Here is a 12987-nt window from a genome sequence, read left to right on the forward strand (position 1 = left end):
AGTTTCGGGAGAGTAAACATGGGCAAAATTATCGGTATCGACCTGGGGACTACCAACTCCTGCGTCTCCATTCTTGAAAACGGCAAAGCCAAAGTCATCGAAAACGCCGAAGGCGCGCGTACCACCCCTTCGATCGTTGCATATGCCAACGACGGCGAGATCCTGGTTGGCCAGTCCGCCAAGCGTCAGGCAGTGACCAATCCGCACAACACCCTGTACGCGGTGAAGCGTTTGATCGGTCGTCGTTTCGACGAAGAAGTCGTGCAGAAAGACATCCAGATGGTCCCTTACAAGATCGTCAAGGCTGACAACAGCGACGCCTGGGTTGAAGTGAACGGCCAGAAAATGGCTCCGCCACAAATCTCGGCTGAAATTCTGAAGAAGATGAAGAAGACCGCCGAAGACTACCTCGGCGAGCCAGTGACCGAAGCGGTTATCACCGTTCCGGCCTACTTCAACGACAGTCAGCGTCAAGCTACCAAAGACGCCGGCCGCATCGCTGGTCTGGACGTAAAACGTATCATCAACGAACCAACCGCAGCCGCGCTGGCTTACGGTATGGACAAGGCCAAGGGCGATCACACCGTGATCGTTTACGACCTGGGTGGCGGTACGTTCGACGTATCCGTGATCGAGATCGCTGAAGTCGATGGCGAGCACCAGTTCGAAGTGCTGGCTACCAACGGCGACACCTTCCTGGGCGGTGAAGACTTTGACATTCGTCTGATCGACTACCTCGTCGACGAATTCAAGAAAGAAAGCGGCATGAACCTCAAAGGTGACCCGCTGGCGATGCAGCGCCTGAAAGAAGCCGCTGAAAAAGCCAAGATCGAACTGTCCTCGAGCCAGTCGACCGACGTTAACCTGCCGTACATCACTGCAGACGCTACCGGTCCCAAGCACTTGAACGTGAAAATCTCGCGTTCCAAGCTCGAAGCGCTGGTTGAAGACCTGGTTCAACGCACCATCGAGCCTTGCCGTATCGCCATGAAAGACGCCGGTATCGACGTTGGTTCGATCAACGACGTGATCCTGGTCGGCGGTCAGACCCGTATGCCGCTGGTTCAGAAGCTGGTGACCGATTTCTTCGGTAAAGAAGCACGTAAAGACGTCAACCCTGACGAAGCGGTTGCCATGGGTGCTGCCATCCAGGGCGCGGTATTGGCCGGTGACGTGAAAGACGTCCTGCTGCTCGACGTCAGCCCGCTGACCCTGGGTATCGAAACCATGGGTGGCGTGATGACTGCGCTGATCGAGAAAAACACCACGATTCCTACCAAGAAATCGCAAGTGTTTTCGACTGCCGACGACAACCAGGGCGCAGTGACCATCCACGTGCTGCAAGGCGAGCGCAAGCAAGCCGCACAGAACAAGTCCCTGGGCAAGTTCGACCTGGCCGAGATTCCACCAGCACCACGTGGCGTGCCACAAATCGAAGTGACCTTCGACATCGACGCCAACGGCATCCTGCACGTCGGCGCGAAAGACAAGGCCACCGGCAAGACTCAGTCGATCGTGATCAAGGCCAACTCCGGTCTGTCCGAGGACGAAATTCAGCAGATGGTTCGTGATGCTGAAGTGAACGCCGAAGAAGACCGCAAGTTCGAAGAGCTGGCCAGCGCCCGTAACCAGGGCGATGCCCTGGTTCACTCGACGCGCAAAATGGTCGCTGATGCCGGCGACAAAGTGACCGCTGAAGAGAAGACTGCAATCGAAGCCGCAGTAGTTGCCCTGGAAGCCGCCATCAAAGGCGACGACAAGGCGGCTATCGACGCCAAGGTTGAAGAGCTGTCCAAAGTCTCCGCGCCAGTGGCTCAGAAAATGTACGCCGAACAGGCTCAGCCTGCTGAAGGCGCTGCACCGAACGACGAAAAAGCTGAAAAAGCCGACGACGTCGTTGACGCTGAGTTCGAAGAAGTCAAAGACCACAAGTAAGTTGTTGGTCGCCCGGTTGACTGCCTTCAGGCGGTGACTGGTAGGATGTCGCCGCGCGGGAGCTTGCTCCCGCGTTGGCGTGTCTGGAGTTAGCGAATTTTTACAGCATGCGACAACGCTCGGGTGCTGGCGGTATGGCCGGGAATGCTCCTGCTTTTCGTGCCGAAAGTACCGCGTTTGAATCAAAGACCAGGATCGTTGAATTGACGTGAGTTGGGTCCGGGCCTGTATTGGGGCTCAACGAGTTTGGCGAGGCTCAGGAGGGGTTTGCCGAACGTCCTTAAGAGTGCAAAGACTTATGGCAAAGCGTGACTATTACGAAGTATTGGGTGTTGAGCGCGGCTCAAGCGAAGCGGATCTGAAAAAGGCCTACCGTCGCCTGGCGATGAAGCACCACCCGGACCGTAATCCCGATGACAAAGCGTCGGAAGAGATGTTCAAGGAGGCCAACGAGGCCTACGAAGTGCTGTCCGATTCCAGCAAGCGCGCGGCGTACGACCAGTACGGCCACGCCGGCGTCGATCCGAGCATGGGCGGCGGCGGTGCCGGGTTTGGCGGTCAGAATTTCTCCGACATCTTTGGTGATGTCTTCAGTGATTTCTTCGGTGGCGGTCGCGGCGGTGCCCGTGGCGGTGCTCAGCGCGGCAGTGACCTGCGTTACACCCTGGAGCTGAACCTGGAAGAAGCGGTGCGCGGTACCACCGTCAATATCCGCGTTCCGACACTGGTCAACTGCAAGCCGTGCGACGGTTCGGGTGCCAAGAAAGGCTCTTCGCCTGTGACGTGCCCTACCTGTGGCGGTATCGGCCAGGTCCGCATGCAGCAAGGCTTCTTCTCGGTGCAGCAGACCTGCCCGCGCTGCCATGGCCAGGGCAAGATCATTTCCGATCCGTGCGATTCCTGCCATGGCGAAGGCCGCGTCGAAGAGTACAAGACACTTTCCGTGAAAGTGCCGGCCGGCGTCGATACCGGTGACCGCATCCGTCTGTCCGGTGAAGGCGAGGCGGGCGCCCAGGGTGGCCCGACTGGCGACCTGTACGTGGTGATCAACGTGCGTGAACACGCGATCTTCCAGCGCGACGGCAAGCACCTGTTCTGTGAAGTGCCGATCAGCTTCGTCGATGCGGCGCTGGGTGGCGAGCTGGAGATTCCGACCCTCGATGGCCGGGTCAAGTTGAAGATCCCCGAGGGGACTCAGACCGGCAAGCAGTTCCGGGTTCGTGGCAAAGGCGTCGCGCCAGTGCGTGGTGGCGGTGCCGGTGACCTGATGTGTCGTGTGGCGGTCGAAACCCCGGTCAACCTGGGTCGTCGTCAGCGTGAATTACTGGAAGAGTTCCGCAGTTCGCTGGCGGACGACAACAGCCATTCGCCGAAAACCACTGGTTGGTTCGAAGGCGTGAAGCGCTTCTTCGGCGATTTGTAAGGAGACAGGCATGCGACGTATTGCAGTGATGGGCGCCGCCGGGCGCATGGGCAAAACCCTGATCGAAGCGGTGCAGCAAACGCCGGGTGCCGGTCTGACGGCGGCTGTTGATCGCCCCGACAGCACCCTGGTCGGTGCCGATGCCGGCGAGCTGGCGGCGCTGGGTCGGATCGGCGTACCGCTGTCCGGTGATCTGGCCCGGGTGGTCGACGAGTTCGACGTGCTGATCGACTTCACGCACCCGACGGTGACCCTGAAGAACCTCGCGTTCTGCCGCAAGCACGGTAAGTCGATGATCATCGGCACCACCGGCTTCAGCGTAGAGGAGAAGCAGTTGCTGGCCGAGGCGGGCAAGGATATTCCTATCGTCTTCGCCGCCAACTTCAGCGTCGGCGTCAACCTGTGCCTGAAGCTGCTCGACACCGCTGCCCGGGTGTTGGGCGATGACGTCGATATCGAAATCACCGAAGCCCACCATCGGCATAAAGTCGATGCGCCGTCGGGCACGGCCGTACGCATGGGTGAAGTGATTGCCGATGCGTTGGGTCGCAACCTGAAGGAAGTGGCGGTGTACGGTCGTGAAGGTCAGACCGGTGCCCGCGCTCGCGAAACCATCGGCTTCGCCACTGTGCGTGCCGGCGACATCGTGGGTGATCACACCGTGCTGTTCGCTGCCGACGGTGAGCGTGTCGAGATCACGCACAAGGCTTCGAGTCGCATGACCTTCGCCAAGGGTGCGGTACGTGCGGCTTTGTGGCTGGACGGACGCAAGCCAGGCCTTTACGACATGCAAGACGTGCTCGACCTGCGTTAAGATGCGCCCGAAACCGGGTTCAAACTCAGCGTTTGGACCCGGTTTTATCCCGCCAAGCGACGTCCTGTCGCATTCTCCGGCCTTTTGGGCTCATTGGCGGTAGACCAAAAATGCCTTTTTCTGTAAGCTACAGCTTTAGTGTGTCCACTAAAAGCGCGCAGAATTATTCGGTGAAGAAGCGGGGTGACGTGTCCATACGTCACTCCGCTTTTTTACAACCTGCGATCGCCCTTTCAGGCTTTATTTACGGGAGGTCTTCTTGACTAAGCCAGCCATACTCGCCCTTGCTGATGGCAGCATTTTTCGCGGCGAAGCCATTGGAGCCGACGGTCAAACCGTTGGTGAGGTGGTGTTCAACACCGCCATGACCGGCTATCAGGAAATCCTTACCGATCCTTCCTACGCCCAACAGATCGTTACCCTGACTTACCCGCACATCGGCAATACCGGTACCACACCGGAAGACGCCGAGTCCGATCGCGTCTGGTCCGCTGGCCTGGTCATCCGTGACCTGCCGCTGGTTGCGAGCAACTGGCGTAACAAGCTGTCTCTGTCCGACTACCTGAAAGCCAACAATGTGGTGGCAATCGCCGGTATCGACACCCGCCGCCTGACGCGCATCCTGCGTGAGAAAGGCGCGCAGAACGGCTGCATCATGGCTGGTGACAACATCTCCGAAGAAGCGGCGATTGCCGCAGCGCAAGGCTTCCCTGGCCTGAAAGGCATGGACCTGGCGAAAGTCGTCAGCACCAAGGAGAAGTACGAATGGCGCTCGACTGTCTGGGATTTGAAAACCGACAGCCATGCGACCATCGACGCCTCCGAGCTGCCGTACCACGTGGTTGCCTACGACTACGGCGTCAAGCTGAACATCCTGCGCATGCTGGTTGCGCGCGGTTGCCGCGTGACCGTGGTGCCGGCTCAGACGCCAGCGGCTGAAGCGCTGGCGCTCAATCCGGATGGCGTGTTCCTGTCCAACGGCCCGGGCGATCCCGAGCCATGCGACTACGCGATCCAGGCGATCAAGGACGTGCTGGAAACCGACATCCCGGTGTTCGGCATCTGCCTCGGTCACCAGCTGCTGGCCCTGGCCGCTGGCGCCAAGACCTTGAAAATGGGGCATGGCCACCACGGCGCCAACCACCCGGTCCAGGACCTGGACAGCGGTGTGGTGATGATCACCAGTCAGAACCACGGCTTCGCGGTAGACGATGCGACCCTGCCAGGCAACGTTCGCGCGATCCACAAATCGCTGTTCGACGGCACCCTGCAAGGCATCGAGCTTACCGACAAGAGCGCCTTCAGCTTCCAGGGTCACCCTGAAGCCAGCCCTGGCCCGAACGACGTAGCGCCATTGTTCGATCGCTTCATCAACGAAATGGCCAAGCGACGCTGATCGCTCGCCTTGATGTTGCATGTCTTGAGGGTGGCCCCGACACCGGTGGCCCCCTCAAGGCTTCAGAGATTGAACAAGACGGCTTGCCGACTGACCTGCGGATTTGAGTGACAACCCATGCCAAAACGTACAGACATTAAAAGCATCCTGATTCTCGGCGCTGGCCCGATCGTGATCGGCCAGGCCTGCGAATTCGACTACTCCGGCGCCCAGGCCTGCAAAGCCCTGCGCGAAGAGGGCTACCGCGTCATCCTGGTGAACTCCAATCCGGCGACCATCATGACCGACCCGGACATGGCCGACGCCACCTACATCGAGCCGATCAAGTGGCAGACCGTTGCCAAGATCATCGAGAAAGAGCGTCCGGACGCGCTGCTGCCAACCATGGGTGGCCAGACTGCCCTGAACTGCGCCCTGGACCTGGAGCGCGAAGGCGTCCTGGAGAAATTCGGCGTAGAGATGATCGGCGCCAATGCCGACACCATCGACAAGGCCGAAGACCGTTCGCGCTTTGACAAGGCGATGAAATCCATCGGCCTGGACTGCCCGCGCTCGGGTATCGCCCACAGCATGGAAGAAGCCAACGCAGTGCTCGAGAAGCTTGGCTTCCCGTGCATCATCCGTCCGTCTTTCACCATGGGCGGCACCGGTGGCGGTATCGCGTACAACCGTGAAGAGTTCGAAGAAATCTGCGCCCGCGGCCTGGACCTGTCGCCGACCAAAGAGCTGCTGATCGACGAATCCCTGATCGGCTGGAAAGAGTACGAGATGGAGGTTGTCCGCGATAAGAAGGACAACTGCATCATCGTCTGCTCCATTGAAAACTTTGACCCGATGGGCGTGCACACCGGTGACTCGATCACCGTTGCGCCGGCACAGACCCTGACGGACAAGGAATACCAGATCATGCGTAACGCCTCCCTGGCGGTACTGCGCGAGATCGGCGTGGAAACCGGCGGCTCCAACGTCCAGTTCGGCATCTGCCCGGACACTGGCCGTATGGTGGTCATCGAGATGAACCCGCGGGTATCCCGTTCTTCGGCCCTGGCTTCGAAAGCCACTGGTTTCCCGATTGCGCGTATCGCTGCCAAGCTGGCGATCGGCTACACCCTGGACGAACTGCAGAACGAAATCACCGGCGGCGCTACTCCTGCGTCCTTCGAGCCGTCCATCGACTACGTCGTGACCAAGCTGCCACGCTTCGCCTTCGAGAAATTCCCGAAAGCCGACGCGCGCCTGACCACGCAAATGAAGTCGGTGGGTGAAGTCATGGCCATCGGCCGGACCTTCCAGGAGTCCCTGCAGAAAGCCCTGCGCGGTCTGGAAGTGGGCGTTTGCGGCCTGGACGAGAAGCTCGACCTGAGCAACCCGGAAAGCATGAGCATCCTCAAGCGCGAACTGACCGTGCCGGGCGCCGAGCGCATCTGGTACGTGGCTGACGCCTTCCGTGCCGGTCTGTCGGTGGAAGACATCTTCGGCATGAACATGATCGACCCGTGGTTCCTGGTGCAGATCGAAGATCTGATCAAGGACGAAGAGAAGGTCAAGACCCTGGGTCTGGCCAGCATCGACCGCGACCTGATGTTCAAGCTCAAGCGCAAAGGCTTCTCCGATATGCGTCTGGCCAAGCTGCTGGGCGTAACCGAGAAGAGCCTGCGTCGCCACCGTCACAAGCTCGACGTTTACCCGGTCTACAAGCGCGTTGACACCTGCGCGGCCGAGTTCGCCACCGATACCGCTTACATGTACTCGACTTACGAGGAAGAGTGCGAAGCCGCGCCGTCGGGCCGCGACAAGATCATGATCCTCGGCGGCGGTCCAAACCGTATCGGCCAGGGCATCGAGTTCGACTACTGCTGCGTCCACGCGGCACTGGCCCTGCGCGAAGACGGTTACGAGACCATCATGGTCAACTGCAACCCGGAAACCGTTTCCACCGACTACGACACCTCCGATCGCCTGTACTTCGAGCCAGTGACCCTGGAAGACGTGCTGGAAATCTGCCGCGTCGAGAAACCAAAAGGCGTGATCGTCCAGTACGGCGGCCAGACCCCGCTGAAACTGGCGCGTGCCCTGGAAGAAGCCGGCGTGCCGATCATCGGCACCAGCCCTGACGCCATCGACCGTGCCGAAGACCGCGAGCGCTTCCAGCAGATGGTCGAGCGCCTGAACCTGCGTCAGCCGCCAAACGCTACCGTGCGCAGCGAAGACGAAGCGATTCGTGCCGCCAGCAAGATCGGTTACCCGCTGGTGGTGCGTCCGTCCTACGTACTGGGCGGTCGGGCGATGGAAATCGTCTACGAAGAAGAAGAGCTCAAGCGCTACCTGCGCGATGCAGTGAAAGTGTCCAACGACAGCCCGGTGCTGCTGGACCACTTCCTCAACTGCGCCATCGAAATGGACGTGGATGCGGTCTGCGACGGCACCGACGTGGTGATCGGCGCGATCATGCAGCACATCGAGCAGGCCGGTGTTCACTCCGGTGACTCCGCGTGCTCCCTGCCGCCGTACTCGCTGCCAGCACACATCCAGGACGAGATGCGCGAACAGGTCAAGAAAATGGCCCTGGAGCTGGGCGTGGTCGGCCTGATGAACGTTCAGTTGGCGCTGCAAGGCGAAGACATCTACGTCATCGAAGTCAACCCGCGCGCTTCCCGTACCGTACCGTTCGTGTCCAAGTGCATCGGTGTTTCCCTGGCGATGATCGCGGCGCGCGTGATGGCCGGTAAAACCCTGAAGGAAATCGGCTTCACCAAGGAAATCATTCCGAACTTCTACAGTGTGAAAGAGGCGGTGTTCCCGTTCGCCAAATTCCCTGGCGTGGACCCGATCCTGGGCCCTGAGATGAAGTCCACCGGTGAAGTGATGGGCGTGGGCGACACCTTCGGTGAAGCATTTGCCAAGGCCCAGATGGGCGCCAGCGAAGTGCTGCCGACCGGCGGTACCGCATTCATCAGCGTACGTGACGACGACAAGCCACTGGTTGCAGGCGTGGCCCGTGATCTGATCAACTTGGGCTTCGAAGTGGTCGCCACTGCCGGTACTGCCAGGCTGATCGAAGCCGCAGGCCTGAAAGTGCGTCGCGTGAACAAGGTGACCGAAGGTCGTCCGCACGTGGTCGACATGATCAAGAACGACGAAGTTACCTTGATCATCAACACCACCGAAGGGCGTCAGTCGATCGCTGATTCGTACTCCATTCGTCGTAATGCCCTGCAGCACAAGATCTACTGCACCACGACTATTGCTGCTGGCGAAGCTATCTGCGAAGCGCTGAAGTTCGGTCCCGAGAAGACTGTACGCCGCTTGCAGGATCTACACGCAGGATTGAAGGCATGATCAAATACCCAATGACCGTCCAGGGCGCGAAAGCCCTGGAAGAAGAACACGCTCACCTGACCAAGGTCGTCCGTCCGAAGCTCAGCCAGGACATCGGGACAGCCCGCGAACTGGGTGACCTGAAGGAAAACGCCGAATACCACGCTGCCCGCGAGCAGCAGGGGATGGTCGAGGCGCGGATTCGTGACATCGAAGGCCGGATTCAGAACCAGGTCATCATCGACGTCACGACCATTCCTCACACTGGCAAAGTGATTTTCGGCACCACCGTGGAAATCGCCAACGTCGAGACTGATGAGCGCGTCACTTACCACATCGTGGGTGAGGATGAGGCGGACTTCAAACTCGGCAAGATTTCGGTGGGGTCGCCACTGGCCCGCGCCTTGATTGCCAAGGAAGAGGGCGACGTGGTCGCCGTGAAAACGCCAGGCGGCGTTATCGAGTACGAGATTGTCGAAGTTCGCCACATCTGAACGCAGGCGCCCGCTACATGCGGGCGCCATGCTTTGGCAGCTGACCCAGATGTTATGGGTTGGCGGCCTGTGGCTGTTGCATATCGGTCTGCTGCCGGTGCTGGGTCACATTGGCCTGGCACCGCTGCTGATCGACGAAATTGCAGGCATGCTGAATACGCTGATGGTGGGATTTGCCGCGGCGTGTGTGATTTTTCAGGCTTTGGTGCTGGTTCAGGCCGAGGGCCTTGCCAGTCTATGGCGCGATATTCGCGGGCAACTGCTGATGATAGGGCTGTATGCGTGTGCGATGTATTTCGCGGTACGCTTCGGTTGGCCGGATGCAGTGCGTTGGCAGGTGTTCAGCTATCTTGTTCTGGGGTTTTCCGGGTTGGTGCTGGTATTGCAGCCGGTGCCGGGATGGAGTGGCAGGGTGCGCGAAGCACACCCTTGACCCTTGCCATCATTTGAAGCGATGGACGTTCGACAGCTGCTTGTTGACGCTGAAGTTCTTGCGGTAAATCAGTGCCATCTTGCCGATGACCTGAACCAGGTCCGCCTTGCCGACCTTGCAGAGTTCTGCAACGGAAGCCAGGCGCGATTCGCGATCGAGGATGTTGAGCTTGATCTTGATCAGCTCGTGATCCGCCAATGCGCGTTCAAGTTCGGCTAACACACCTTCAGTCAAACCGTTATCAGCCACGATCAAAACTGGTTTCAGATGGTGGCCAATGGATTTGTACTGTTTCTTCTGCTCTTGAGTGAGCGGCATAATCTGACCCCTGCGTCTGATCTTGTAAAAAGCGGCGGCCAGTTTACCCGAGCGAGTCCGGGACCGCCCAGTTAATCACGACCCGTTTTATTTTTCGAGGTGGCCCGTGGCCCGTTCCAAGACAAGCCTTAAGTGGCTGCAAGAGCATTTCAACGACCCATTCGTCAAAATGGCGCAAAAAGACGGGTATCGTTCCCGTGCCAGCTACAAATTGCTGGAGATCCAGGAAAGGGATCGTTTGATCCGCCCGGGCATGAGCGTGATCGACCTCGGCGCTGCGCCAGGTGGCTGGTCCCAGGTGACCAGTCGTCTGATTGGTGGGCAAGGGACGTTGATCGCTTCCGACATCCTTGAAATGGACAGCATCCCCGATGTGACCTTTATCCAGGGCGATTTCACCGAGGACGCCGTGCTGGCACAAATCCTTGAAGCGGTCGGAAATAAAGAAGTAGACCTTGTGATTTCCGATATGGCCCCCAATATGAGTGGACTGGCATCTGTTGATATGCCGAGATCGATGTTCCTGTGCGAGTTGGCACTGGACCTCGCCACTCGGGTGCTGAAGCCAGGTGGTGATTTCCTGATCAAGATCTTCCAGGGTGAAGGTTTCGACGAGTACCACAAGAGCGTGCGCAAGCAGTTCGAGAAGGTCACGACGCGCAAGCCGAAATCGTCGCGCGATCGCTCCCGCGAGCAGTACTTGCTGGGCCGTGGTTTCCGCGGGCGCAGCGAGGAGTAGGGAATTTTCGACCGGGGCGATAGGATTTTCGCATTTCGCCTTGTGAGAAATAGCGAATATTGTGTAGGAAGTGTTTCACAAAGGGTTACAGACGGCGCCTGCCAGAGTTGTAGGTAATGTAGTAAGTTAGGCCGGTGAATATCATGCGAAGCGCGCGCCATCAGCGGCGCTTGCTTCAGAGGGTAGTTAATTGAACGATATGGCAAAGAATCTGATCCTGTGGTTGATCATCGCGGCAGTCCTGGTGACGGTGATGAACAACTTCTCCAGCCCTAACGAGCCGCAGACCCTCAACTATTCCGACTTCATCCAGCAGGTCAAGGATGGCAAGGTCGAGCGCGTAGCCGTGGACGGCTATGTGATTACCGGCAAGCGCAACGATGGCGACAGCTTCAAGACCATCCGTCCGGCAATCCAGGATAACGGTCTGATCGGCGATCTCGTGGACAACCACGTCGTGGTCGAAGGCAAGCAGCCTGAACAGCAAAGCATCTGGACTCAACTCCTGGTCGCGAGCTTCCCGATCCTGGTGATCATCGCCGTGTTCATGTTCTTCATGCGCCAGATGCAGGGCGGTGCAGGTGGCAAGGGCGGGCCGATGAGCTTCGGCAAGAGCAAGGCACGCCTGCTCTCCGAAGATCAGGTGAAAACCACCCTGGCCGACGTTGCCGGTTGCGACGAGGCCAAGGAAGAAGTCGGCGAGCTGGTCGAGTTCCTGCGTGATCCGGGCAAATTCCAGCGCCTGGGCGGTCGCATTCCTCGCGGTGTGCTGATGGTCGGTCCTCCCGGTACCGGTAAAACCTTGATTGCCAAGGCGATTGCCGGCGAAGCCAAAGTGCCGTTCTTCACCATTTCCGGTTCCGATTTCGTCGAAATGTTCGTCGGTGTCGGTGCCAGCCGTGTTCGCGACATGTTCGAGCAGGCCAAGAAACACGCGCCATGCATCATCTTCATCGATGAAATCGACGCCGTCGGTCGCCACCGTGGCGCCGGCATGGGCGGCGGTCACGACGAGCGCGAACAGACGCTCAACCAGTTGCTGGTAGAGATGGACGGCTTCGAAATGAATGACGGCATCATCGTCATCGCCGCCACCAACCGTCCGGACGTACTGGACCCGGCGCTGCTGCGTCCGGGCCGTTTCGACCGTCAGGTTGTGGTCGGTCTGCCGGATATCCGTGGTCGTGAGCAGATTCTCAAGGTCCACATGCGCAAAGTGCCAATGGGTGACGATGTCGCTCCGGCCGTGATCGCTCGTGGTACCCCTGGTTTCTCCGGTGCCGATCTGGCGAACCTGGTGAACGAGGCATCGTTGTTCGCTGCTCGTGCCGGCAAGCGCATCGTCGAAATGAAAGAGTTCGAACTGGCCAAAGACAAGATCATGATGGGTGCCGAGCGCAAATCCATGGTCATGTCCGAGAAAGAGAAGCAGAACACCGCTTATCACGAAGCCGGCCACGCCATTGTCGGTCGTGTCGTGCCTGAGCATGACCCGGTCTACAAGGTGTCGATCATTCCGCGCGGACGTGCGCTGGGTGTGACCATGTTCCTGCCGGAAGAAGATCGCTACAGCCTGTCCAAGCGGGCGTTGATCAGCCAGATCTGCTCGCTGTACGGCGGCCGCATCGCTGAAGAAATGACCCTGGGCTTCGATGGCGTCACCACCGGTGCATCCAACGACATCATGCGTGCCAGCCAGATCGCACGGAACATGGTGACCAAGTGGGGCCTGTCGGAAAAACTCGGTCCGTTGATGTACGCCGAAGAAGAGAATGAAGTGTTCCTCGGTCGTGGCGGCGGCGGTCAGGGCGCAAGTTTCTCCGGTGAGACAGCGAAGCTGATCGACTCCGAGGTGCGCAGCATCATTGACCAGTGCTACGGCACTGCCAAGCAGATCCTCACGGATAACCGTGACAAGCTCGACGCCATGGCCGATGCCTTGATGAAGTACGAAACGATCGATGCCGATCAGATCGATGACATCATGGCGGGCCGTACGCCACGCGAACCTCGCGACTGGTCGGGCGGCACTGGTACTTCCGGGACACCTCCGGTCGTGCAGGGCGAGCGTCCGGAAACACCAATCGGCGGTCCTGCTGCTGACGTTTAAGGTTTGA

10 protein-coding genes are annotated in these 12987 nt (G+C 59.2%); 9 read left to right on the forward strand and 1 reads right to left on the reverse strand.

The window, feature by feature from the left end; all coding sequences use genetic code 11:
• Positions 1-18: 18 nt before the first annotated feature.
• From dnaK to ACA041_RS03510, 7 genes are all read left to right on the forward strand, one after another.
• Positions 19-1935, forward strand: a complete 1917-nt coding sequence (gene dnaK, locus ACA041_RS03480) for a molecular chaperone DnaK (RefSeq protein ID WP_497439900.1) — start codon at positions 19-21, stop codon at positions 1933-1935.
• A gap of 298 nt (positions 1936-2233) precedes the next feature.
• Complete coding sequence (dnaJ, locus tag ACA041_RS03485) at positions 2234-3358, forward strand: molecular chaperone DnaJ (RefSeq protein WP_123405133.1); 1125 nt, start codon at positions 2234-2236, stop codon at positions 3356-3358.
• A gap of 10 nt (positions 3359-3368) precedes the next feature.
• Entirely contained in the window at positions 3369-4172 is an 804-nt protein-coding gene (dapB, locus tag ACA041_RS03490) for a 4-hydroxy-tetrahydrodipicolinate reductase (protein ID WP_497439901.1), read from the forward strand.
• A 259-nt stretch (positions 4173-4431) separates the two neighbouring features.
• Positions 4432-5568: a glutamine-hydrolyzing carbamoyl-phosphate synthase small subunit gene (carA, locus tag ACA041_RS03495; RefSeq protein WP_497439902.1), complete on the forward strand. Its 1137-nt coding sequence runs from the start codon at positions 4432-4434 to the stop codon at positions 5566-5568.
• A 117-nt stretch (positions 5569-5685) separates the two neighbouring features.
• Complete coding sequence (gene carB / locus ACA041_RS03500) at positions 5686-8907, forward strand: carbamoyl-phosphate synthase large subunit (protein ID WP_497439903.1); 3222 nt, start codon at positions 5686-5688, stop codon at positions 8905-8907.
• Positions 8904-9380 carry a transcription elongation factor GreA gene (gene greA / locus ACA041_RS03505; RefSeq protein ID WP_150633542.1) on the forward strand — a complete coding sequence of 159 codons (477 nt, stop codon included), beginning with the start codon at positions 8904-8906 and terminating at the stop codon, positions 9378-9380. Before carB ends, greA begins: the two co-directional genes overlap by 4 nt.
• Positions 9381-9408: 28 nt before the next feature.
• On the forward strand, positions 9409-9813 hold the full coding sequence (locus ACA041_RS03510; RefSeq protein WP_497439904.1) for an MFS transporter: 405 nt from the start codon (positions 9409-9411) through the stop codon (positions 9811-9813).
• Positions 9814-9822: 9 nt separating this feature from the next.
• On the opposite strand, the gene ACA041_RS03515 is transcribed toward ACA041_RS03510, so the two are convergent.
• Positions 9823-10131 (reverse strand): YhbY family RNA-binding protein, encoded by a 309-nt coding sequence (locus ACA041_RS03515; protein WP_059403182.1) that lies wholly within the window; start codon positions 10129-10131, stop codon positions 9823-9825.
• A 106-nt stretch (positions 10132-10237) separates the two neighbouring features.
• On the opposite strand from ACA041_RS03515, the gene rlmE reads away from it, so the two are divergent.
• Positions 10238-10870, forward strand: a complete 633-nt coding sequence (rlmE, locus tag ACA041_RS03520; RefSeq protein ID WP_201114939.1) for a 23S rRNA (uridine(2552)-2'-O)-methyltransferase RlmE — start codon at positions 10238-10240, stop codon at positions 10868-10870.
• 199 nt (positions 10871-11069) lie between these two features.
• A complete protein-coding gene (gene ftsH, locus ACA041_RS03525) occupies positions 11070-12980 on the forward strand; it encodes an ATP-dependent zinc metalloprotease FtsH (RefSeq protein WP_497439905.1) in 1911 nt (636 codons plus the stop codon).
• The last annotated feature ends 7 nt before the right edge of the window (positions 12981-12987 follow it).

The organism is Pseudomonas sp. LBUM1676, assembly GCF_059695605.1.